This window comes from Leptolyngbya boryana PCC 6306 (assembly GCF_000353285.1).
GTDB classification, from domain to species: domain Bacteria; phylum Cyanobacteriota; class Cyanobacteriia; order Leptolyngbyales; family Leptolyngbyaceae; genus Leptolyngbya; species Leptolyngbya boryana.
This window is the reverse complement of record NZ_KB731324.1, coordinates 3,409,722-3,434,670: the sequence shown is the minus strand read 5'-3', so window position 1 is coordinate 3,434,670 and position 24,949 is coordinate 3,409,722. Positions and strand designations below refer to the sequence as shown.

Here is a 24,949-nt window from a genome sequence, read left to right as displayed (position 1 = left end):
CTAGGTGCGGATTGTGGCTTAAAGGAGAGTTACTCGCGCGCGAATTTCCGTTTATGTAAAGCGGAATTGAGCGTTAAAACGGTACTGAACACAGCTGGATTTTGATGGACTAACACCGCATATGTTGGAGACTGTAAATTGATCCAGATGACCAGTTCTGAGGTACTGAATGTCAGCACGATCGGAACTTTGGCGACTGACAGTGCCCAAGCGTTCTGATACGCTTGCAATCGATGTGTTAAAGAAAATGTCTTGACAGCACCAAATAGCTCGTTTTGGTAGCGCATCCCGGTTTGAATTCGCCCCTTGTAGAAGAAAGAAAATTGCTGGGTCGAGCCAAGTTTGATGATCGTAGGAAACTCGGTCGGCAGGATAGGCGAGGTTTGAAAGCCCAAAATTTGCAAAATTCGGCGCTTAATTTCAATGAGATTCGCTGAGTGAGCAGGTGCTTTCTCGAATTGCTGATAGAGTTTCAGCAGCAGTTCAAGTTCTACCGTCTCTGAGCCTTCGGAGTTTAGCTGACATGACCAGTTCGACAGGATTTTATCCAGGCTCATTTCGCTGAGACCCGCCGCTCTAGAATTGGGCATGAATAGCTGCGCGAGATTATCGGTACTTTGGCGTAAGAGTTTCCGAATACAATATTGGGCAAGTGGCGATAACGACATGTCAAATCCAAGACACAATAGAGCGATTTCTCTGAAAATAGTTTGAAAATCGTCGTTGAATGCTAACCATCTCTAGATTGCAAGTCAGAGTGAGTTCACTAAAAGGATTCACAAACAAAAAACTAGCGCTCAGTTCGTATAGCACAGACGTGCATCAGTCCTGGTTAAATACCTAAAGCGAGACAGATCGAAGTGAAACAGCTTTTTTATAATCTTTCAAATATCTTTTCAGAGGTTGAACCTAGAATGCCCAATCCAAAAATTGAGACGAATTTTCCCCTTGAAAGGACTTCTCATCAATGATGATGAGTTCTAATCGAGTAAGGAAATATTGATTACTTTCTTAAATCTTTAATTTCGTCTGAGTGATCGAGCGCATAACGGAGTTCAGTAGAGAGGTGGTTTTTCGCAAGGTAAGTATCAATGTGATGTTTAAGCTTTAACTCGCTTCTTGTACAGAGGTTAACTAGAAGTAAATATACTCTGCATCTAAGCAGGACAAGCGCTAAACTTACTGCGATCGCTCTAGCTTTGACGAGAGTTTTGATACGAGTCTCTCTGTGTATGTGTCTAGCTCCAAAAAAATAGAGGGGCTATCTTTATTCTACGGAACTTTAGGTTATCCGGATAGTTAGTTATCCCTTGTAGCCAGTGCATCCGTTCAAGCGCAAAATGCGTGCTTGACTTTACTGATTGAATACGTTTACTTATATAGATGGCTCGGTGTGGCACGGTTGAGATGAAATCATTCAATTAAGATATCGTGTTAAGAAAATGTGAATCTGTGTGAATCTGTACTGCTCGTATTGAAAACGGCAGAAGAGAGAAGTTAGGTAGAGAGACTAGAAAAGCTAGGCACTGAGAATTGAGGACGTTTCGGTTAGGTTTCGAGAAAAAGATTGCCTACGCGGGTAGAAGATTTAAGCGATATTGCTTTTCTAGCACCTGAATGCTTTTAAAAGTTTTTAGCTGATGAGATCAGACTGCATCGAGTCTGCATCAATCATTTGTCTATAGGTGTGTTCCAATGCAAGAACAATTTTCACCTGTGCGATCGACTCGGCACAGCCCATATTCGATTGTGCCTTCATCCGATCAAAAGCCACTCGTTTCATTGATTGCTCCCGCATTTAATGAAGCACTGATTCTGCAAGATAACCTGTCTTTTCTCTGCGACTACATGCGATCGCTAGAGTCGGAGTATGACTGGGAAATTGTGATTGTGAATGATGGCAGTCGCGATGAAACGGGTCGGTTAGCTCAAGAATTTGCCCGCACCCACTCAAATGTCCGAGTGCTTCATCATCGCGTCAATCGAGGACTCGGACAAGCATTAAAGACCGGGTTTAGCGGCGCAAAAGGGGACTATGTCGTCGTCGTTGATCTGGATCTGAGCTATTGTCCTGAGCATATCGGCTTGCTGCTGAAAAAGATTCAGGACACTCAAGCTGGGGTTGTCGTTGCTTCACCTTATATGAGTGGAGGACGAGTTTCAAATGTCCCTTGGTTACGGCGTGAGTTAAGTGTGTGGGCAAATCGATTTTTATCGATCGCAGCTAAGCGCAACTTATCGACGTTGACTGGAATGGTTCGGGTCTATGATGCGGAATTTCTGCGATCGCTGAATCTGCGCTCAAATGGTATGGAAATCAATCCTGAATTGATTCACAAAGCCTTTTTACTTGGAACGAAAGTAGAAGAGATTCCAGCCCATTTGAATTGGAGAATGCAGAAAAGCCAGCCGCAGCCGCAGCAGCGCAAATCGAGCCTGAGTTCTAGCGCAAAGTTGCTTCGGCATACTTGGGAAATCTTTTTCTCGGGCTTTCTACTACGCCCTGTGATATTTTTTATCGTCCCAAGCGTGCTCTTTTTTCTGATGTCGCTCTATGCCAATGCTTGGGTGCTGGTGCATTGCTTCACGCAATATCAGCGCTTAGCACAAGACACTCGGTTTCCAGATGCGACAGAAGCAGTTGCATTAGCATTCGCTCAGGCTCCGCATACCTTCTTTATTGGCGGAACAACTTTGATGCTCGCAATTCAGCTTTTTAGTTTAGGCATCGTATCGGTGCAGAACAAGAGCTATTTTGAAGAACTGTTCTATCTAGGCACCGCGATTTATAAGCGCAATTCCGAAAAGTAAGTCTTGAAAATATTTGCAGTTCCAAGGCTTGTGTAGAAAGCCTTCTCAGCTTTGTGCTGAGTCCGTGGAATTGCTTGCAGTACAGGAGAAAAACACATGGTACAAGCACCGAAACAACAAACTCGTTTAGTTCTACCCTCTGACCAAGAAGCGAGCGGTCGGACATTAGGCGAAGAAGAAATTGCATTGGTGTCGGAAGCAATTCGCAGCGGAACATTGACAAGCACGAAAGGAACTTTTGTTAAAACGCTAGAAAAGCGGTTTGCAGAGATGCTAGGCGTGAAGTATGCTTATGCCTGCTCTTCCGGTTCAGGCGCAGTCCATACTGCGATCGCAGCAATTGATCCAGAGCCAGGTGATGAGATTATCACGACTTCAATCACGGATATGGGGGCTTTGACACCCATTCTGTATCAAGGTGCGATTCCGGTCTTTGCAGATGTTGATCCGCAAACTTGGAACGTCACGGCTGAAACGATCGAGAAATGCATCAGCGATCGCACGAAAGCAATTATTGTGACGCACTTGTTCGGGAATCCTTGTGACATGACTGCGATCATGGAATTAGCAGAGTCTCGTGGCATTCCTGTGATCGAAGATTGTGCCCAAGCTTTTCTCGCCACTCATGCTGACAAGCCTGTAGGAACCATTGGTAAGATTGGTTGCTTTAGTTTGCAGCAAGGTAAGCACATCACGACAGGTGAAGGTGGAATTGTCACCACGAACGATGATGCTCTAGCACGTCGGATGTTCTTGTTCATCAACAAGGCATTTGGTTATGGGGATCCGAATCCCGATCACTATTTCATTGCTTTGAATGGGCGGATGTGTGAGCTTCAAGGCGCAGTTGCAGTCGCACAGTTGTCGAAGCTTTGGGGCTGTGTAGAACATCGGCGAATTGCAGCGAAGAAGATGACACAAAAGCTGCAAGGCTTGGCAGGAATTGAAACACCCTACTGCGATGAGCGCAATACGCATGTGTTCTGGAAGTACTGCTTGCGGGTCGATAGCAAGGTCGTGCCAGATGGTGCAGTCGGTTTAGCGAAGAAACTCAAAGAGCGTGGAATTTTCTCGGCTCCTCGATACATTCAGAAACCTGCGTTTCAGTGCATGATTTTTGAGCAACAGCGGACGTTTGGGAATTCGCGCTTTCCGTTTACTTTGGCGCGTCCTGAGGCGGTGGATTATAGCCCTGAGAAGTTTCCGGGAACATTTGCAGGCTTAGAAGCAGTACTGGTACTGCCTTGGAATGAGGCTTATACCGACGAGCATATTGACTACATTGCGAATGCAATTCATGAGTCGTTAGCTTAGGTCATCCGAGAAAAGTACGCGGTAGAGCCATTGGAACCGTGGTGAATCAAATTTGCCACGGATCAATACACATCAGTAGCTGTGAAGAGGAAATGTCATGACTGAGAAGCTGAAGTTTGGATTGATTGGAGCAGGTGGAATTGCACAGGCTTATGCACAGGCGTTTGAAAAATCTACGATCGCGCAATTAGTCGCCGTTGTTGATGTTCGACCCGAGGCAGCACAGGCGCTTGCAGAACGATTGAACTGCCAGAGCTTTGATAGCTATCAGACGATGGCAGAAAGCTTGGAACTTGATGCAGTGATTATCTGTACACCCCCTGTGACGCACCGGGACATTTCCGTCTACTTCTTAGATCGCAAGATTCATGTGCTGTGTGAGAAGCCGCTGAGTGTCGATGTGAACAGTGCGATCGAGATGGTCGATACTGCGGCGCGCAACGGCGTAATTTTGACGATGGCATCGAAGTTCCGCTATGTCGAAGATGTAATTCGGGCAAAGAGCTTAGTCATGTCGGGCGTTTTAGGCGAGATTGTTTTGTTTGAGAATGCGTTTACTTCGCGGGTGGATATGTCCTCGCGTTGGAACTCGAAGCCTGCGATTAGTGGCGGGGGCGTGTTAATTGATAACGGAACCCACTCGATCGATATTATGCGCTACTTCTTGGGCGCTCTAGCTGAAGTCCAGGTGATTGAAGGAAAACGCATTCAGAGCTTGGATGTAGAAGATACCGTGAGAATCTTTGCGAAGAGTGCGAGCGGCGTTGTAGGTAACGTGGATCTGTCCTGGAGTATCAACAAAGAGTTGGATAGCTACATTCGGATCTACGGTTCTCAAGGAACGATTTCGATCGGTTGGAAAGAGTCGAAGTATCGTCAATCTTCTAGTCCTGAGTGGATCAAGTTTGGCAACGGATACGACAAGGTTCAAGCATTTACGAGCCAAATCGAGAACTTCTCGAAAGCGATTTTGGGACAAGAAGCTTTGTTGATCACTCCGCAAGACAGTATTGCGTCTGTAGAAGTGATCGAAGCGGCTTACAAGTCGATGAATCAAACTCAGTGGACAGGTGTATCTTACGACTCGCTGAAGGTGCTAGGCTTCGCGACTGCGCCGACCAATGGCGATAAAGCGTTTGCTAGCGCATCGTAAGGGTTGGGGTTTGGCTGTTCAACCCGCAAAGAGAGTGAATTTCAAACCTGCGGGTTGAACAAAGTTTAACCGAGACTATCGAGCCTACTGTGCGTGGATTTAGTTTAAAAATCTAGAACGAGTCTATGAATCTGCAAATCAATTCTAGTAGCCCTTCTGTGCGTATTCATCCAACGGCAATCGTGGAAGCGAATGTTTCGATTGGAGCGCGGAGTTCAGTCTGGGACAATGTTCATATTCGCTTTGACACTGAGATTGGCGAAGAATGCATCATTGGTGAAAAAACCTATATTGCTTATGGTGTGAAGATTGGCGATCGCGTCAAGATCAATGCCTTTGTGTATATCTGCAATGCAGTCACGATCGAAGATGGAGTGATGATTAGTGCAGGAACGGTGTTCACCAATGACCGTTTTCCCAGAGCGACGACCTCTGATCTCAAACACCTGCGTCCCTCTGATCCAGATGAGCATACTTTACCGACCCTTGTGAAAGCAGGAGCCACGATCGGAGCAAATTGCACGATCGGCAATGATTTGTCGATCGGGCGGTTCGCAATGGTTGGTATGGGATCGCTAGTCACAAAATCCGTTCCAGATTTCCATTTAGCGATCGGACATCCTGCTCGCTCAGTAGGCGCTGTGTGCCGATGCGGTCAGCTATTGACGCGCTTCCCAGCCGATCTTAAGACGTTTCACGCAGATATTGATTGTCCGACCTGTGGACTTCAGTATGCAATTCGCGAAGGGGTCGTTGAAGAATTGACACTTTAGTTCTCCCCACTCCCCACTCCCCACATTCATTCACCTACCCAAGATACTCATGTCAGTTTCATCACAACGATGGGCGATCGTAGGCGGTGGCATCCTCGGCATGACCCTCGCACTCCGTCTCGCTCAGCAAGGTAAGCAAGTTACTTTATACGAAAGCGCTCATCAATTTGGTGGGCTGGCAAGTGCTTGGCGATTAGGCAACATCCTTTGGGATCGGCACTATCATGTCACATTGCTCTCGGATACTCATGTTCGATCGCTACTGACAGAGCTAGGCTTAGAACAAGACATGCAATGGGTCGAAACCAAAACAGGATTCTTCACCGATGGCAAGCTCTATTCGATGTCGAATACGCTGGAATTTTTGAGCTTTCCAGCATTACGATTCATCGATAAGTTGCGATTAGGCTTCACGATCTGGTATGCCTCAAAGGTCAAAAACTGGAAAAAACTAGAAAAGATTCCCGTCGCAACTTGGTTGAGAAAACTATCGGGCGATCGCACATTTGAAAAAATTTGGTTGCCGCTTCTGCGATCGAAGCTCGGTGAAAATTATCACATTGCTTCTGCTTCATTCATTTGGGCGATCATTGCTCGCATGTATGCCGCGCGACGAACAGGCTTGAAAAAAGAAATGTTCGGCTACTTGCCAGGCGGATATGCACGATTGCTCTCTCGATTCGTTGAAGTGCTTTCAGAACACAATGTTGAGCTGAAAGTTGGACATCGAGTGAGCCACGTGATTCGCAAGCAAGGACAAGTCCAACTTGAATTTACCAACGGACAGACAGAACACTTCGATGAAGTGGTGCTGACGATGGCATCTCCGATCTCGGCTCAAGTCTGCAAAGGGCTTTCTGCGATGGAATACGACTTACTCAGAAACGTTGAGTATCAAGGCATTATCTGTGCGTCCCTGTTGCTGAAAAAGCCCTTAGCATCTTACTACGTCACGAATATTACAGATACCTGGGTTCCGTTTACAGGTGTCATTGAAATGTCCGCTCTCGTTGATCGCTCAGAATTTGATCAGCGATCGCTCGTTTACTTACCGAAGTATGTCTCTAGCAATGATCCCGCCTTTGGATTAACCGATGAAGAGATTCAAGAAGAGTTTATTCAAACGCTGGTCTTGATGTATCCAAAGTTCGATCGCAATGATGTGGTAGCTTTCCGAGTCTCGCGTGTGCGGCAGGTCTTTGCGATTTCAACCTTGAACTATTCGGAAAAGTTACCGCCGATGCATACTTCTGTTCCAGGCGTACACATCATTAACTCTGCTCATATTCCGAATGGAACCTTGAATGTGAATGAGACAGTGCTGCTAGCTGAAAAATCTGCCGTGGAATTGCTCACCCGCTCTCGACAGTTCGCAATCGATGCTGTTCGAGCCTAATCCTCACACCGAAAGTTGCAATGAAAACAACGCCTGTGCTTGCAAAGCAATCTCAATCGATGACTCAAATCCATCGCTTGGCGATCGTCGCGATCGCGCTTTTAGTCATGCTGCCGATGCTGTTTTACGGCGTGTACGATGCCCATGACTTACCTGCATTTCATCTGCGTTGGGCAAAACAGTTTTCGGATCAATTCTGGTCTGGAGAACTATATCCCCGTTGGTTGCTCAATTTGAATGGAGGATTAGGCAGTCCAACTTTTTTCTTTTATAGCCCAGTGCCCTACTATTTCACGAGCTTACTGCGTCCATTGGTCTGGATGGCTGATCCGCTAGGGTGGCATCAGTTGAGCTTTGGCGCATTACTGGGACTCGCTGCATCGGGGATCACGGCTTATCTGTGGTTGCAGTGTTTGGTTCCAGCTAGAGCAGCGTTCATTGCAGCAATTTTTTATGTGATTGCACCTTATCATTTAGCAGTCGATCTGTATGTTCGATTTGCTTATGCAGAATTTTGGAGCTTTGTCTGGCTACCGTTGATTCTATATTTCACGCATAAATTGGCTCAGGGTCAGAAAAAAGCAGCGATTGGATTCACGATCGCGCAAGCGCTCTTGATCATGACGCATTTGCCCACTTTTCTGATTTTCTCACCTGTCCCATTTCTTTATCTGCTTTGGTACGGAAAGCAGCGAGTCAAAATTGCGATCGCTTTCAGCATCGCCTTTATCTTGGCAGTCGGATTAGCTGCAATCTACTGGTTTCCAGCGATGACAACCAAAGATTTCATTATCCTTAAGGCTGATCCGACTCAGTACGAGTTTTACGACTACACAACAAACTTCTTATTTGCAGAGAGCATTCGGCAGAATTTCCAGGGCGTGATTTCATTTCTAGGAATCTCAAGTGTTCTGATGCTTGTGCTGGCAGCGACGACATTCTTCATCGCAAATCGGCTGAATTCGACACGGCATTCTAGCTTGTTTTGGATCGCGATCGCGCTGGTTTCATGCTGGATGTGCCTCCCTCAAAGTAACTGGGTCTGGCAATTAATCCCACCGCTACAGATCATCGAAGCCCCTTGGCGATTTAATACAATTTTGACGCTTGCGACAACGGCTTTAGTTGGATTGGCAGCGACCTCTGTTCAGCCTGCTCGACTGAACCTCAAAACAATTTTAAGTGCGGTGCTCCTTCTTGGAATTGGCGCAGGATTAGCATTTCTAAGTTTGCTGCCTGTACGAGAAATGTTCTTCACTTGGACTGCAGCAAACAAAGTACTGCTCATTGTGATTGTGACTTTGTGTACGATCGCAACAACATTTGTTCTATACTGGACGCACCTTGTCAGTTCTAAACTCGCCACAATCAGTCTGTTGTTAACGATCGTATTGCTCTTTTCTAGCAGCGTAGTCATGAAACGATCGCTCTATCCTATTCTCAATCTAAAATCAGAGCTTGAGATTCAGCGAGATGCAGTCTTACATCGCCCAAAATGGGTTCCTGCATCGCTTTATACAACAGATAATCTGCGAAAACTGATTGATGAGAAATTTGGCTCTGCGGTGACGATCGAAGCACAAGATCGAGTCAATGCTTCGATCTGGAAACCCAGGTTTCTAACTTTACAAACCAGTTTAGAAACTGAACAATGGTTGACGCTGAGACAGTTCTACTATCCAGCTTGGATCGCTAAAACCAACTCTCTTTCTCTCCCAATACAGCCCTCTCCAGAGGGACTGCTACAAATTAAAGTTCCACCGGGTCAACATACGATCGCGGTGCAGCTAGAAACCCTGCCTCAAGAACGGATTGGCATTGTTCTGAGCTTTGGCGCTGGAGGTCTATTAATGGCTTGGTTCGCTTTGTTTAATCGACGAATTCAGAAATTGCTCATTGCAAAACGCTCAGGTCTGCATTTCAAATCTTCGGCTTCCTAAGTCGGTCGTTTCACCTCAAGCTTACAGGTCGTCAATTCTCATGAAATTGCGTGCAAGATGATAGCCACGATCGATCATTGAGAAGCCCCGCAAGCGCTCCTTTCTTCAGTTCAATAGCTCTCTTATAGATCATGAAAGATTTATCTGATACCTTTCCTCAACCTTATGGCGCGCCCTGCCGTGCTGATGGAACTGCTCCCCTCGCGATGACACGGGTGAAGTGCTGTATTTGCGATGTCGATGATGCAAGTGCTGTAGCAGTTGGAGAAGATTTCGAGTATCGTACTAGCCCCGATACGTTTCTAGCTGTGCAGTGTCGTGGCTGTGGATTGGTCTATCTCAATCCGCGCCCTGATATCAGCGAACTCGATCGCATTTATCCGCGTGACTATCATGCGTATGAATTCTCGGCTGAGCGATTTGGCTTTGTCTACCGGGTGCGGCAGCGATTAGAAGCAAAGCGATTGCTGTCAGCTTGCAAAGGACTAGGCAAAGATGCTCGAATCATTGATGTCGGCTGTGGGGATGGCTTTCATCTACGCTTACTGCGTGATTTTGGACAGCCCACCTGGAGACTCGAAGGAATTGAACCGAGCGATCTCGCAGTCAAAGCAGGAATGAATGAAGGACTGGAGATTCATTCAGGCATGGTTCAGGACTTAGACTTGCCCAAAAATAGCTATGATTTAGCTTTCATGATCGCCACGATCGAGCATGTCGATCATCCCGCTGAAGTGCTCGCTGCTGTGCGATCGCTCCTCAAGCCGGGCGGTCGAATTGTCATTGTGACCGACAACACCGATACATTGGATTTCAAACTCTCAAAAGCCCGCCACTGGGGCGGCTATCATTTTCCGCGACACTGGAATTTGTTTAATTCAACCAATTTAAGAATGCTGGCGCAGAAAGTTGATCTCGAAGTCGCTCAGATGACCACGATCGTGTCGCCAGTCAATTGGGTCTATTCGATTCGGAATGCGCTCGTCGATTGGAACGCACCCAAATGGCTCATCAATCAATTCAGCTTGCAATCTACCCTCTCGCTCGGTGTGTTTACGATTTTTGACATGATTCATCAACGGATGGGTCATGGAGCTTTGCTGAGAGCCGTGTTGAGAAAGCCTTGATAAGCTGATTTAATTCCTCCCTGAACCTTATGAACACTGAAATTAAACCTGTCGTGATCGTCGGCGGTGGGCTAGCTGGTTTGACTGCCGCTTGGTCACTTCGACAACATAACATCCCTGTGAAACTCTATGAGGCAGGCAAGCAGATTGCTGGACTAGCAGGCAGTTTTCACGATCCCGATGGTTTTACTTATGACTTTGGCGCACATTTTGTCACCAATCGACTCGCTGCCGCGATCGGCGTAGGTGCGCTGTGCCGAAACGTGCGCTACTATGGCGAAACTGTCTACCTCAAAGGTCGTAACTACACATATCCGTTTGGTTTACTGCAAAATCCTCGCTATGTTGCCAGCGGGATCGCCAGCAAATTGAAGCGGCATCAGCCGAAAAATGCAGCCGAATGGTATCGTGCTGAGTATGGTCAAACTTTAGCCAATGAAGTCGCGATTCCATTAACTGAAGCTTGGTCAGGCGCTGCGGCTGAAGATTTAGCAACGTCTGTTGGCGATAAGCTGCAAGCCGGAATTGCTCAGAGCATCGTCCATAAGCTGATGGCTCGCTTCACTCAGCGCGCTGTCACCAATGGATACAGCCATGACATGCCTGAAAATCCGCATGTTTGGCACGTCTATCCTAAAGGTGGACTCGGCTTATTGTGTCAAAAGCTAGCCGAAGATCTTCAAGATTGCATTCAGCTTGAGTCTCCAGTAGAAGCAATTCTCGTTGAGAATGAGCAAGCAGTCGGAGTTCGAGTCAAAGGGATAGAGCAGCCTGCTTCTGCTGTGATTAGTACGGCACCTTGTCATATTTTAGCCAAACTGGTTCAAGGCTCGGATGCGGTCAAGCCTCTATCGAGCTTCAAGTACCGTCCGATGGTTTTTGTGAATTTGCGCTTGCATGGTCGTGGCTTGCTCTCTGATACAGTCGTTTGGACTCCAGAACGCGACTATCTCTTCTTTCGCTTAACCGAGACACCTTTATCCATGCCGTGGCTCGCTCCTGAAGGAAAAACACTGATCACCGCAGATATCGGCTGTGAAATCGGCGATGAGATTTGGCAGATGTCAGACGAAGAATTGGGAGAGCGCTGTATCGAACATTTGCGTGAAATCATTCCAGATGCGCGGCAGCGATATTTTGGCTGTCGGGTGTTGAAAACTCCGATCGCTTATCCAGTCTTCTTGAGCCAGTATGAGGAGCATCGTCAGCGACTCGCTCACTCCACAGGGATTTCAGGACTCTACAGTATTGGGCGCAATGGAGAATTCGCCCATTTACTCATGGAGGACATCTACTGGCGCACAACCTCGAAAATGCGTCAACTTGCAGCGAACTTGAATTAGTGTGAACCCTATGAAACAGCGTAGAAAACCGATCGCGAGCTTATCGCTTGATCTGGATAATCAATGGTCTTACATGAAAACTCACGGAGATGAGGGCTGGGAGTCTTTTCCATCCTATTTAAATCTTCTGATCCCGCGAGTACTGGAGTTTTTGGATCAGCGGGATCTGAAAATTACGTTCTTCATTGTTGGACAGGATGCTGCGCTAGAAAAAAACACAGCAGCATTAAAAGCGATCGCCGATCACGGTCATGAAGTTGGAAACCATTCGTTTCTGCATGAACCTTGGTTGCATCTGTACACCGAAGAGCAGATTAATACAGAACTCGCGATCGCAGAACGGCACATCGAGCAGGCGACCGGACAGCGTCCTATCTGTTTTCGAGGTCCTGGCTTTAGCTTGTCTCGAACTGTGCTGCAAGTGCTCGCGAGACGAGGATATCTCTGCGATGCTTCAACATTTCCAACCTTCTTAGGACCGTTGGCGCGAGCTTACTATTTTATGACCAGTAAGCTGAGTAAAGAAGAACTCGAAAAGCGCAAGCAACTGTTTGGGAAATTTCAAGATGGATTGCGCCCGCTCAAGCCGTATCGCTTGAGAATGGATGCGGGCAGTTTAGTCGAGCTTCCAGTCACGACAATGCCTGTGTTTAAGGTTCCAATTCATGCTAGCTATATTCTGTATCTGGGCGTGTTTTCTCCGATGCTGGCAATGTTGTATTTCCGATGCGCGATCGCGCTTTGCAAATTGTTTCAAGTCCAGCCTTCTATCTTGCTGCACCCTCTGGATTTTATGGGCTGTGATGATTTGCCGGAACTCGCTTTCTTTCCAGCGATGAATCTACCGAGCTACAAGAAAGTGGCAATGATGAGCAAAATTATTCGGGTCTTGACTGATAATTTTACAGTGCTCACAATCTCACAACATGCTCGGCAAATGGCAAAAGCAGAGGACATTCCGGTGATGCATCCGAGCGCGATCGCGCTGTAATCAGCGCGATCCCTCGGGGTGATAGATGTTGATCTCCCTAGTCGTCTTCAAGCGATAAATCTGATGGGTAGATCACTGCTGATCTGTCCTACTGCTCCTCATTTTTTTTAGCTGTCATACAACTGCGATCGATAGTAGTTCGAGTATCGATCGCAGTTGTATGTGTGTTCAACTTCACGAAACTGACTTGAATGTAAAAAGATCCTATGTAATCGCACATTCATAGCAACAGCTATTGCTCTCAATAGATATACATGATAGAAATTAAGGGTGCTGCGGATTTTCAGTGTTATTCCACTAGACAAATTTGCAAAAACTTGCATTCAACCTGATGTTGCCTTTTCGGCTGCATAAATCAGCAATTCACTCAGCTAAATTACTGAGGATCTGAATTGGAACCCTCAGAAGAATGTCCAAAATACTCTCTTGATTGACTTGTCATCCTATATGCAATTGCAAATCGAACACGTGTGTTCCCGTCCGACTCGGCAGACCTGTGTGATCTGCTCTGACCTTTTTCAACCGATGCTCGCTAGGGTCGTTGTCTACACCGAAGATGAAGCACATGGCGACCTCTGTCCAACCTGCTTATCTCAAGGATCAAGCTTTGTCAGAACCCGTTTAAATCTTGCTTTAAACCCCTCACAAGGCTCATCCTCTCAGCGTACAGCGTAGCTTGTGCTCCTCAGTACGGGCGCAACTGATTGCCATTCCTGCATCACCTGCGAACTACTGCACCATTGAAAAAGGAAAAGCAGAAATGAACTTCCCCGAAGCGTCTGAATTACAGTCTATTCAGTTGTCTCCCGACTTAACGCTCCCTCGCTCCATCACGTTTCACCCCTCCACACAATCTGGGCTGAAGCGGAGTATTGATGTCCTGGGAAGCTTAGTTGGGCTACTGATGCTATCCATCCTCTTTGTTCCGATTGCGATCGCGATCAAGCTCGATAGTCCTGGCACAATCTTTTACAAGCAAACGCGTTGTGGATTGGGCGGGCGAACCTTCGAGATCCGCAAGTTTCGATCCATGGTGGACAATGCCGAAGTCCTAAAACACCAGATTAAAAACGAAGGAAGTAATCTCCTCTTCAAAAACGAAAACGATCCCAGAATTACAAAAGTAGGACGTTTTTTGCGCCGAACGAGCTTAGATGAGCTGCCACAGCTTTGGAATGTGCTGATGGGAGAGATGAGCTTAGTTGGAACTCGCCCCCCCACGTTAGATGAAGTCGCTCATTACAACAATCGGCATTGGCGACGCTTAGAAGTCAAACCTGGATTAACTGGAGAGTGGCAGGTGAGCGGTCGCTCTAAGATTAAAGATTTTGAGCAGGTTGTAGACTTGGATTTGAGGTACCAAGAACGTTGGAATGTGGGGTATGACCTGCTGATCATTCTGAAAACGCTGAAAGTTGTGTTGGGTCGAGAAGGAGCTTACTAGCTCACCCATGCTCGTTTTGTCCTTCTCTGCTCACCCCTTCTATGCAAAAACCAGTTCTCACCATCTTTTATCAATTTAACCCTTGGCGAAGTAGCATCGGCGGTATCCAAACTATCATTCGATCGTTCCTCAAATATGCTCCCGATAGCTTCGAGATCCGCTTTGTCGGAACCACGGACGATCCCACCGAACCTCTATTCACTTGGCGAGAAGCGAACTATGCAGGCAGAACTCTCCAGTTCATGCCCATTCTCACCCTACAAGACAACAATCACCGCAAACGCATTCCGGTCACGGTTCGATATACCGCCGCGCTACTGCGCACCTGTCTCGAATCAGACTTCATGCACTTTCATCGTTTAGAACCGACGATCGCATCTAAACAGTGGCAAGGTGAAAAAACGCTGTTTGTCCATAATGATCTCAAGCAGCAAGCAGCAAAACAAAAAATTCCAGCCCTGAATCACGCCTTAGAACGCTATTTGATTCAGCAGTTTGACCAAGTGCTGTCTTGTCATACCGGATCGCTTGAACTGTATCAGGATCGCTATCCAAATTTGAGCGATCGCATCACCTACATTAACAACTCCTACGATGATGGAGTCTTTCAGCCTGCCCCAGATCGCAGCGCACATCGTCGAGTCCTTGCCCAAACGATGAACTTGCCTGAAGAAACGCAGTTCATTCTCTTTGCCGGGCGACTGCAACCCCAAAAAGACCCCGTTCTGCTGATTCAAGCGATCGCCGCTTTATCCCATCCCAACGCTCATTTACTGCTCGCCGGAGATGGAGAATTAGCGCCGGAAGTTCGGGCTGAAATTACGCGATTAGGCGTTCCAGCAACCATGCTCGGCGCACAAACTCAGACCGAAATGCTCAGACTTTATCAAGCTGCCAGCGTCTTTGTCCTGAGCAGTCGATTTGAAGGACTGCCTGTTTCAGTCCTAGAAGCGTTAGGGTGCGGAACACCGATTGTAACGACTGACTGCGGAGATACTCCCAGACTGCTCAACTCAAAGAGTGGAGTCGTTTGTCAAGATCGAGCAGCAATCACGATCGCGAAGGCTCTCGACCAAGTTTTATTCAATCCCGACCATTTTCCTGTAGAAGCCTGTGTCAGTGCGGCTCAACCTTATGCAGCACAAGCCATTGTCAGCCGAGTTTATGAAGATATGCTGTGGAGATGGAAAGCGCGATCGCGGGAGCGAGTTCCAGTTGCGCGATCGTACACGTAAATTTCAGTAGACTGGCACAGATAGAAATGCAACTCATTCCTTAAACAATCCCGATTTTGATCAAAAATCGGGTAAAAAAAGCAACACTAATATCAATTGTTGCAGGACACTTTAAGTATGTGAGTTTTTCAAATTGTGAACTGAGTTGATGTAGAGTAAAGTTGCATCAAGTATCAGAAAAAGATCAATACTGCAAAGACGATTCTAGAATCATGCAGGAAATGATCGAGCTAACAGGGTTGTAGATACCACTAGGACTATTTCTAGAATGGTTTCAAGTTGTTCAAACTAATTCGATCCAAACAATGAGAGCGAAGAACAATGCCGACTCTGGCACGGTGTCTCTAGACAACCTAGAGAAGCTTGATTTTCAGAATTATTGGTTAATTGCAAAACGACGCTGGAAGCCCACTGCTGCGATCATTACGCTGAGTTTGATCGTGGCTGGATTTGCATCCTCGTCGCAGAAGCCAACGTATGTCGCGACTGGGAAAATCGTCCTCAAACCCAACAAAATCCCTGCTTTAACTGGGCTTGGAGGCGAAGCGGCGGGACGAGTGTCAAACTTGACCATGCAAAGCAATCCCGTCAGGACAGAAGCACAGAACGTCGTTTCTCGCCCAGTGATGCAGCAAACGATCGAAGCCCTCAAATTGACGGACGCCTCCGGTAAGCCCCTGCATCCAGATGCTCTAGCAAAATCAATTAAAGTCAAAGATGTTGCTGGTGCGGACGTTCTGCAGATTAGCTACGAGGATCAAGAAGCCGACAAAGCTGCTGCGGTTCTCAATCAAGTCATGACTCAATACCTCAATGCCAATGTTTTAGAGAATCGCTCTGAAGCTGCCGCTGCGAGAGAATTCATTGCTGAGCAACTTCCCAAAACAGAAGCAACTGTACGACAAACCGAAACTGCGCTCAGACAATTCAAAGAGCAAAGTGGAATTGCAGATGCGAAAGCTGAAGAAGCTCGGGTCAACGAGGCAATTAGCACGCTAGAAAAACAAATTGCAGATGCCAGCACTGATCTTGCTGAAACAACGACTCGGCACGACAAACTTGCAAGCACGCTCAACATGACAGCCGATCGCGCTTTGGAAGTTAGTTTCCTCAGCCAAGATGACAACATCAAACAAATTGCCGCTCAGCTTCAGCAAGTACAAACTCAGCTAGAGCTAGAGCGTACACGCTACACAGGCAAACATCCGGCGATCGTCAATTTACAAGACCGAGAAGCTGCCTTAAAAAACTTGCTCGAAGAGCGAATCTCTCAAACGGTCGATGCTGCCTCCGTTACGCCACGCGATCTTGTTCCTGACGAATTGCGTCGCGACTTGATGAAGGATTTTGTCAATGCTGAAGTTCAAAAATTAGGAGCTTCGACGCGGTTAGCTTCCTTGACAGAGACTCGGGATCTCTATCGCGATCGCATGATGCAAGTTCCTCGTCTAGAACAAACTCAGCGCGAACTCCAACGCCAGCTCGACGCAGCACAATCAACCTATGAAACCCTACTGAAACGACTGCAAGAGGTTCAATTAACCGAGAAGCAAAACGTCGGGACTGCGCGAATTGTTGAGCGAGCTGCGATTCCTGATAGCGCATCTGGTTCCAAGACCAGTATGTTCCTCTTGCTTGGAGCAGCAGCCGGAACCTTGCTGTCGCTAGCAGTCATTACCTTGCTTGAACTTCGAGACAAATCGATCAAGACGCTCAAAGAGGCACGCGACTTGTTCGGCTATACCTGGCTGGGAACGATTCCTTACTTTGGTAGACCGCTCATGGCGCGATCGAAGAAACAGGAATGGTCAATTCCTGAACTCCCTGTACGAGATGCTCCGCGATCGGCGGTGAGCGGCTCGTATCGAATGCTGCAAGCAAATCTGAAGTTTTTGAGCCTAGATGAAAAGCTCAAAAGCGTTGTGATCACAAGTTCTGTCCCGCGTGAAGGCAAATCTACGATCGCAGCGAACTTAGCAGCAACAATGGCAACCTTAGGACGACGCACACTGTTGATCGACGCAGATTTACATCATCCGTCTCAGCACCACATTTGGAATTTGACGAATGTCGGTGGATTGAGCCATGTGATTGTAGAGCAGACGAATGCCCGAGATGCAATCATACCTGTGATGCAAAATCTTGACGTTCTAACCTGTGGTGTGATTCCACCGAATCCTCTAGCTTTGCTCGATTCTAAGCGGATGGCATCTTTGATTGAAACCTTTGAGCAGCAGTATGACTTTGTGATTGTTGATGCTCCTCCTCTGATTGTTGCGGCGGAAGCTTTGACCCTCGGCAGAATTGTCGATGGGCTGATTTTAGTCGCAAGACCAGGCGTGGTTGATCATGCGAATGCCACGACCGCGAAGGAACTCCTAAACCAATCTTCGCAAAATGTTCTGGGTATGGTGATCAACGGCGCGGTGCTTGAAAATGATGCTCATGATTCTTACTACGATCATGACGATTACATTCATACACCAATGGAACAGGTCTATTAGTTCTTGCTCTCGATAGCAATGAAGTTCTGAAGCAAAACTACCGACTTCAGAACTTCATCACCAAAGTATTGTTTGAAAAAGAAAGTATTGTTTGAATCAGCAACAGATGAATGCGGTCAAGAGCTAGTACTTAACCGCATTCATTTCGCGAAATGGGAGAACTCAAGTTCAGAGTGCTCCCTATCGTCTCATCTCCCTAAGAGTATCCAGATCGCTAAAAATTCAGCGGCGGCGGATTCTTCTTGATCTCCTCAGCAGGCATCGTCGTCATCGCAAACACCTTCCAGTGCCGCGCCACCCATTTAAATCGACCGCCTGCAACTTGACCATTGTTACTCCAATCTGCTGCCCACTGGACATGATGATTGCGCCAATAATCTGCGCCCGCACTCGCAATATAGCGAGCCGAATCGAGATCATCTACACCATTCGGATTAGCTTTGACCAATCGCGCTTCAAACTTCGCATACACACCAGCAATATCTGTCGGATTCATCGTGGCACGCTCTGCCCAAAAATGGAACAAATAGCCATTGTTGACTGCAACCGAAATACCGCCCCCATTCCTTGATTCGTCTCTAATATCAGCAGGCTGATTCGCATCACCCGCAAAATCAGCCACGTAGCTTGCACCAGCAACCCGATCCGTTTTCTGAACCTGTTTCCAGGTCTTCGTCGATTTGCTCAGAATCCAAGTTTCTGCCCCTTTAATTTGAATGCGCGTATTCGGAGCTTGCCACGTTTTCCAGCCTTGTGCAGGATAGACGTGTCCGAGCATCGTGATCGCGTGCCAACCAGCCGGGGGATGATTGCCAAATCCGGGCTGAGTTGCGCTCTCATACCAGGTGTAGTGCGAGGGCACGCCATCAGGCTTAGCATCGTTGGGCACACCCGGATCTGAGTCATGAAAAGCAGGATCGAGCGAAGTCTTTAAGGAAGCATAGCGACTAGACCGATTCATGGTTAAGGAAGCAGTATTCCATGGCTCGGATGGAGCCTGTAAGGGATTGCTAAGCGGTGAAGAGAGCGTATTCGTTTCTGCTATGAAAGCCATGAGGAGAATACCACGAATCCAAGTCCTCATAGGATAGAAAAACCGTTTTTGCTCCTCCTGATACACAAAGCCTTGCTGACAACTTTTGATTCTTTGAATTTTGTCCTGGCAATTCTTGCTTTTCCGTCGATTCATAGCATTTCTCTACTGTCGCGTGTCTCGAAACCACAGCACAAATCCTAAAGGAAGTAAACTTAGCCAAAGTAGCCGCGCGCTGATTGAAGTCAAAGAGTTCACCTGCTGACGCAGTGGATATCCACAATGTAAGCCAGCCCGACTGCAGTTTGCAGCCGCCTTGATGAAGGTACGCGGAGCATACCAAAAATAATCTAAGTCATAATTCAACGTAGTTTGATTGCTGAGGAAAAATCCCCTCGTGTCTTTTTCTGCCCAACGTGCGCGCGTGATCTGATCTGCTCCATTGGTGTAGTAGATCCGAAGTGCATCATTGACGTAGCGGGCTGGATATTGGCGAGTCAGCCGCGTCCACACAATACTTTCAGGCATTTCTAAGCGCCGACCTTGCACATCTGGAAAGGGAAATTCTCGCAGCACATCTGTCCGCTGCATTCCCCATTTTTCACCTGAAATTCTCAACCGATAGCGAATTTCAGCGACATGAGAATCCATCGGACTTTGAGGGAAGCGATCGCCAATAATTTTTCCTTCAGTATCCTGGCAAAGGCAATCGATTCCAGAGTACTTTGAGCGCTGAGCGGGTGGAATCTGATTCCAATAATCTTGAAATCGCTCTAATGCTTCTGGAACACAAGCATCATCTGAATCTAAGTTGACCACAAACTCGCCGAGCGCAACTTTCGCTGCATAGTTGTAAGCAATGTGTTTACCACTGTTTTCTTGTCGATGATACCGGATGGGAAAAGGCGCAGATTGTTGCCATTGCTGGACAAGCTGTTCAGTATGATCCGTCGAACCATCATTCACAATCAACCATTCAAAGCTCTGATAAGTCTGAGCACAAAGGCTCTCATACACGCGATGCAAGGTATGAGCACGATTGTAAGTGGGAGTAAAAACAGTAAAGGTATACCGGAATTGGATAACTTCATTATCAACTTGGGGCTGGAGATGCATAATGAGTTGGGAAAGTAAGATTGATTATGTTGGGCAAACCCGCTCGCTATGGATGAAAGCGGATGATTTAAGCGGAATATACAGAACAAGTGCTTTCAGCAAGATGAAGCACTTTGGTGTACTGATCCAGGGAATGTTTCAACGAATACTGTGCAGCTCTTGTTTGTAAAACCGAAGAAGGGAGTGGGTTGTCTAATGTCTGCGCGATCGCATTCGCTAATTGCTCCACATTGCCCATTTCGACCAATGCGCCATATTTGCCATCTGCTAGGATTTCAGCCGGCCCGCTCGGACAATTCGTTGCGACTGCGGGAGTTCCCACCGCTAATGCTTCAATCAAAACAGTCGGCAATCCTTCAAACCAAGACGACAAGACGAATAAATCGGCTTGTCGGAGGTAAGCATAAGGATTTGAAACAAAACCAGGCAGGGCAACATCTTCTTGAATTCCAAGCTGTTCGATCTGAGCTTCTAAAGCCGCTCGATCGTTGCCTTCTCCTAAAATCATCAGCCGCAGGGGACGAGACTTTCTAACCTGGGCAAAGGCTTCGAGCAAGAGCGGAAAATTTTTCTGGTACTCTAATCGCCCGACACTCATCAAGCAAGGAATCTCAGATTGAAACCAAGGATGCTCGATCGCGGCTTGTGCCTGTTCAAATAAATCAGGAGTCACGACTGGATTATGAATTACTTGAATCAAGTCTTCGCGCACACCAATCTGTTGCAAATCGCTGCCAACGCCTTCAGACACTGGCACCACCGCATCCGCCCAGTTGAGAAACCAGCGGCTTAAAGTGGGCATCAATCGAACTTTCAGCGACTTCGATCGCCGAGCTTCCTGAGAAATCGTATTCTGAACATTCGCCACAAGGCGCATATCCACCCCAGTCAGTCGCCGCATCCAAAGTGCAGCAATGTTGATATCATCCAACGTCGAGAGCATCACAGGCGGGCGATTTTCTCGCAAATAATTTGCTAACTCTGGCAAGCGTTGCCATAACCTCCCTCCGCCCAAATCAATCACTCTCACCTCCGGAGGCAGCAAGTCTAAGTACGCTCCTTCTCGCTTGAGTAGAACTAAATCGATCGACAATCCGCGCTGGATAAATCCGCGGATCAAATTTACCATCGCTCGTTCAGCCCCACCTCCATAAAGAGAGTGAGTAAAGATTGCTAAATCACACATAAGATGATTCCTCTAAACTCGGTTGAAGTTTTCGCGATCGCTTTGGAACAGGCATCTGTACCTGAACCATGGCAACGATCGTGACGTAAAGCAGCCAGAAAATATAGTTCGGCTCCAAAATCAACGAACTTTCCGTGATATTGGAGAGAGTTAAATAAACCATGTACAGCAATGGAAACACCGCCACCATCGGCTGAGATTGCACCCGCAACCAAACGGCACATCGAGCCACAGCAAGGACAAAACTCACAGCAAAAATCCCCAGTCCAACCAGACCTAAATCCAGGACGAGATCCAAATAGCCATTGTGACCGTTCGGAGACATGAAGAACGTGGCATACCAAACATCGGATGATTCTCCGTCCATATCGAGCCAGAAGCCTTTATAGCCGTATCCCAACCAGGGGCGGGCGGCAATCTTACTGCTCAACACTTCCCAAATGCCCGTGCGTCCGGTCAGCGTTAAATCTCGTCCTAATGCAGCCACAATCAGCTCTGCATTTGCAATTACCACCAATGAAATACAACTTGTCGTCAGCAGTGCAACCAGCACCCAAAGCAATGCTCTCGGGGCTGATCCCGTCTTCAAAGCTCGAAACAATGGAATACAAGCGACCACCGTTCCTAAAATCAGCAAGCCTGACTTTGAAGTTGAAAGCAAGATTAAGGCAAATGCGATCGCGATTCCACTCCACCACAACCAGCGCAGTCGTTGTCGATCCAACACTAAGCAGAAATAGGTCATGAATGCCAAAATCATCGCTCTCGACAACGCATTTTTCTGAGCGAACATGCCTTGCCAAGCTCCTGCATGTTCATCAATCCCCATTCCGAACGCGGGAAATGCCAATGTAAACACAACCGAGCCAACTGCTGCAAATCCAAAGCCCCATCCAATCCATCGCAGAATCGTCATCAACGGATAGCGAATCGACCAATACACCCCCACTAACGTTGCTCCGACCAGCAACAATCCCCGCCGCAAGCTCAGATCAGGTACTTCTGACCACTGAGTTGAGAGCGTGGCTAACAGAGGTAACGCCCAGCATAGAGGAACTTTCATTGCAGCTGGAATAAACTTGCGCCATCGCAATGCGCTCAGCGCAAAATACACCGCTAAAATGACAAGCTGCATCAGGAGCAACATCGGGTTACTATCGGCTCCAGAGCTACTGGATGCTCCGCTTGAATTGAGTCCATCCACAAGAATCCGATACAGTGCTGAACTGTAGTAGAGCATTGTGAAAACAGTAAATACCGCTTCAAAGCGGTTCAAAATGATCATGGTTTCAATCGTCGATAAGTAGCACGCATCCAAATCACACAGGCTTCAGTGGGGGAAAGTTCAGATCGATAGCGATCGACCCAAGGTTGAATGGCAGCATCCACTCCTCCCAACTTCCAATACAGCCCTAATCCATCGGCAAACCAACAGTTAGCAAACTGCTTCGTCGAGGGGAATCGATCGCGTAATGCCGCAGCCGTTAAAATCCGAATCGGAGCATTGATGCGCTCTGAAGCTGAATTTGCGGTATAAGCATTACTGCCATGAACGCGCTGCAGAGCAAGAGGATGATCGAGGGCAATTCCCGGAGCAATTCCTAACGCTGCAAATTGCAGAAAGCTATCATTGAGCAGAATGGACTCGGCTTCGGGCATCGGTAAAATTTTTGAGAGCAGCGATCGCGTAAAGCACAGCCCTGAGGTCGCAGGAATCGCAAAAGGCAACTTGCCTTTCAATTTCCCTTTTGTAACATCTTGTCGAACGTCAACTGGATAAGTTTCACCCAGTTGCAGAATTGGCTCCATCGGCTGCATTTGGGCATTGGCAAGTTGTAAGGGATGAAAGCACCATTGCATCACAGTGGGATCAGAAATCGCATCTACGATCGCGGCTGCTTTCTCAGGCAAAAACATATCATCAGCATCTAAAAAGCAAACAATCTCTCCAGTGCTTGCAGCAAATCCAGCATTGAATGCAGAAGCTTGACCCCCATTGGCTTTATAGACGGGAATGATGCGATCGCGATAGCATTCAATCACCTGTCTTGAGCGATCCGTTGAACCGTCATCGACGACAATCACTTCGACATTGGCATAAGTCTGATCTAAGGCACTTTCGATGGCTTGAGCTAAATAGCGATCGTAGTTGTAATTGTTAATTGCAATACTGACCTTAGGTCGAATCATTTCGCATTTGCCTCCCGAACCTGGCGAATATATTGCCCGACCGTCTGCCGTGTCTCAGACCACACTCCGACAAACAGCAATGGGATAATCGCCCACCAGCCAATCTGATAGCAAAACAGCGACAAGCCGAATGCGCTTGCCCAGAGAAACGCCATACGGTAATCAGGCTCCCCGATCGCTTGCGTGACATAGAGATGAATCAAGCCATATCCCAAGAGCGTTGCTACCTCAGCCCAACCATACCCCATCAATCCCAACCGAGGCACCAACAGCCAAGCTCCACCTATAAACAAGACAATATGCAGAATGTGAAATAATGCCACTTGCCAATTGCGATGCAGGACATACAGGACGGAAGAATGGAGATTGAATAATGCACTCCATAGGGCACTAAACGCAATCAACGGAAATACCGACATCACAGGCACCCATTTTGCACCAAAAATATGCGGGATTAAAATCGGACCAAACCAACTTGCCAATGCAAGTAAGGGACCGAGAGCAAGAACCTGTAAATTCATCCCATCCGACAGTGCTCTCTGTAATCGTCCTAGCTGACCCTGCATCTGAGCCAGTGCCGAAATCGAAATCCGATAGGTCGAAGTTCTCACAAAGCTCAATACATCCACCATGCGAACTGCCAGCGCCACATAAGCAACTGCCTCCGCTCCTGCAAATCGCGCAATCAGCAGAGGATTCACCAAGGCACGTAACTGAAACGCCCAGTTCGCAGCCGAAAACCCTAAGCTAAAATGCACAATTTCTTTCACGACCTTCGGCTGCCAAGTCAAGTGGGGCCGATACCGAGACCGACTAAACAACAGAATCGAATCCTGAATCTGCTGTCCTAACCATCCAAGCACCATTGCCCAAACCCCAAATCCCGAAAACGCAAGCGGTAAGGCGATCAGATTATAAGTAAACTGATTTGCCAGTTCGATCATCGCGATCGTACGGTAATCTAATTGTCGCTCTAACCTTGCCAGAGGAACTTGATTGATCAAGGTGAGCGGCAGCGCAGACAGCATCACTTTCGCCACCGCTTCAAATCCAGGCAAATTTACCCAGCGATCGAGCCAGAAAAAGCCACCGAGCCACAGTCCTCCAGTTAGAACCACCCCGATCAAGAGCAGCAGCATAAACGCTTGATGATAAGCTTGTCGCTGGTCTTCTTCCATGCGGACGAGATAAACTAGCACCCCAAACTGACCCAAGCTAAACAGATAAGTAAAGATGCCAAATACAGCAGCATAAAGCCCGTATTGTTGCGGCCCGATCATCCGCGTTAAGAGCACAATGCTACCCAGACTGAGAATGATGCCGAACCCTTCACGCAGTGCTAGAAAAATTCCGCCCTGTAGTACTTTCTGCCGTAAACTCATACCTTGCACTC

19 protein-coding genes are annotated in these 24,949 nt (G+C 47.4%); 12 read left to right on the top strand and 7 right to left on the bottom strand.

The window, feature by feature from the left end:
* Positions 1-29 precede the first annotated feature (29 nt).
* On the bottom strand, positions 30-668 hold the full coding sequence (locus tag LEPBO_RS0117275) for a hypothetical protein (protein WP_017288816.1): 639 nt from the start codon (positions 666-668) through the stop codon (positions 30-32).
* Positions 669-1,695: 1,027 nt separating this feature from the next.
* On the opposite strand from LEPBO_RS0117275, the gene LEPBO_RS0117265 reads away from it, so the two are divergent.
* The 12 genes from LEPBO_RS0117265 to LEPBO_RS0117205 all read left to right on the top strand — a co-directional run bounded on the left by LEPBO_RS0117265 (position 1,696) and on the right by LEPBO_RS0117205 (position 18,031).
* The gene (locus LEPBO_RS0117265) at positions 1,696-2,811 is read left to right on the top strand and encodes a glycosyltransferase family 2 protein (protein WP_081614749.1); all 1,116 of its coding nucleotides are present in this window, start codon (positions 1,696-1,698) and stop codon (positions 2,809-2,811) included.
* Between the two features lie 96 nt (positions 2,812-2,907).
* A complete protein-coding gene (locus tag LEPBO_RS0117260) occupies positions 2,908-4,125 on the top strand; it encodes a DegT/DnrJ/EryC1/StrS family aminotransferase (protein ID WP_017288813.1) in 1,218 nt (405 codons plus the stop codon).
* A gap of 97 nt (positions 4,126-4,222) precedes the next feature.
* Positions 4,223-5,278 (top strand): Gfo/Idh/MocA family protein, encoded by a 1,056-nt coding sequence (locus LEPBO_RS0117255; protein WP_017288812.1) that lies wholly within the window; start codon positions 4,223-4,225, stop codon positions 5,276-5,278.
* A 125-nt stretch (positions 5,279-5,403) separates the two neighbouring features.
* On the top strand, positions 5,404-6,051 hold the full coding sequence (locus tag LEPBO_RS0117250) for an acyltransferase (protein ID WP_017288811.1): 648 nt from the start codon (positions 5,404-5,406) through the stop codon (positions 6,049-6,051).
* 49 nt (positions 6,052-6,100) lie between these two features.
* Positions 6,101-7,447, top strand: coding sequence for an NAD(P)/FAD-dependent oxidoreductase (locus LEPBO_RS0117245; RefSeq protein ID WP_051077803.1), 1,347 nt, complete (start codon positions 6,101-6,103; stop codon positions 7,445-7,447).
* Positions 7,448-7,467: 20 nt separating this feature from the next.
* Positions 7,468-9,387, top strand: a complete 1,920-nt coding sequence (locus tag LEPBO_RS0117240; RefSeq protein ID WP_017288809.1) for a glycosyltransferase family protein — start codon at positions 7,468-7,470, stop codon at positions 9,385-9,387.
* A gap of 131 nt (positions 9,388-9,518) precedes the next feature.
* A complete protein-coding gene (locus tag LEPBO_RS0117230) occupies positions 9,519-10,514 on the top strand; it encodes a class I SAM-dependent methyltransferase (protein ID WP_017288808.1) in 996 nt (331 codons plus the stop codon).
* A gap of 29 nt (positions 10,515-10,543) precedes the next feature.
* On the top strand, positions 10,544-11,857 hold the full coding sequence (locus tag LEPBO_RS0117225; RefSeq protein WP_017288807.1) for a protoporphyrinogen/coproporphyrinogen oxidase: 1,314 nt from the start codon (positions 10,544-10,546) through the stop codon (positions 11,855-11,857).
* 10 nt (positions 11,858-11,867) lie between these two features.
* Entirely contained in the window at positions 11,868-12,848 is a 981-nt protein-coding gene (locus tag LEPBO_RS0117220; RefSeq protein ID WP_017288806.1) for a polysaccharide deacetylase family protein, read from the top strand.
* A gap of 760 nt (positions 12,849-13,608) precedes the next feature.
* Positions 13,609-14,292 (top strand): sugar transferase, encoded by a 684-nt coding sequence (locus LEPBO_RS0117215; RefSeq protein ID WP_081614748.1) that lies wholly within the window; start codon positions 13,609-13,611, stop codon positions 14,290-14,292.
* Positions 14,293-14,333: 41 nt separating this feature from the next.
* Complete coding sequence (locus LEPBO_RS0117210) at positions 14,334-15,527, top strand: glycosyltransferase family 4 protein (RefSeq protein ID WP_017288804.1); 1,194 nt, start codon at positions 14,334-14,336, stop codon at positions 15,525-15,527.
* Positions 15,528-15,832: 305 nt separating this feature from the next.
* Positions 15,833-18,031, top strand: coding sequence for a GumC family protein (locus LEPBO_RS0117205; RefSeq protein WP_017288803.1), 2,199 nt, complete (start codon positions 15,833-15,835; stop codon positions 18,029-18,031).
* Positions 18,032-18,245: 214 nt separating this feature from the next.
* Here the strand turns inward: LEPBO_RS0117205 and LEPBO_RS0117200 are convergent, their stop codons facing one another.
* From LEPBO_RS0117200 to LEPBO_RS0117175, 6 genes are all read right to left on the bottom strand, one after another.
* Positions 18,246-19,085 carry a hypothetical protein gene (locus tag LEPBO_RS0117200; RefSeq protein WP_144056221.1) on the bottom strand — a complete coding sequence of 280 codons (840 nt, stop codon included), beginning with the start codon at positions 19,083-19,085 and terminating at the stop codon, positions 18,246-18,248.
* A gap of 144 nt (positions 19,086-19,229) precedes the next feature.
* A complete protein-coding gene (locus LEPBO_RS0117195) occupies positions 19,230-20,180 on the bottom strand; it encodes a glycosyltransferase family 2 protein (protein ID WP_017288801.1) in 951 nt (316 codons plus the stop codon).
* Between the two features lie 67 nt (positions 20,181-20,247).
* Positions 20,248-21,366 carry a glycosyltransferase gene (locus LEPBO_RS0117190; protein WP_017288800.1) on the bottom strand — a complete coding sequence of 373 codons (1,119 nt, stop codon included), beginning with the start codon at positions 21,364-21,366 and terminating at the stop codon, positions 20,248-20,250.
* Complete coding sequence (locus LEPBO_RS0117185; RefSeq protein ID WP_017288799.1) at positions 21,359-22,651, bottom strand: O-antigen ligase family protein; 1,293 nt, start codon at positions 22,649-22,651, stop codon at positions 21,359-21,361. Before LEPBO_RS0117185 ends, LEPBO_RS0117190 begins: the two co-directional genes overlap by 8 nt.
* Positions 22,648-23,556, bottom strand: coding sequence for a glycosyltransferase family 2 protein (locus LEPBO_RS0117180; RefSeq protein ID WP_017288798.1), 909 nt, complete (start codon positions 23,554-23,556; stop codon positions 22,648-22,650). Before LEPBO_RS0117180 ends, LEPBO_RS0117185 begins: the two co-directional genes overlap by 4 nt.
* Positions 23,553-24,938 (bottom strand): oligosaccharide flippase family protein, encoded by a 1,386-nt coding sequence (locus LEPBO_RS0117175; RefSeq protein ID WP_017288797.1) that lies wholly within the window; start codon positions 24,936-24,938, stop codon positions 23,553-23,555. The genes LEPBO_RS0117180 and LEPBO_RS0117175 overlap by 4 nt, the downstream gene beginning before the upstream one ends.
* Between the last annotated feature and the right edge of the window lie 11 nt (positions 24,939-24,949).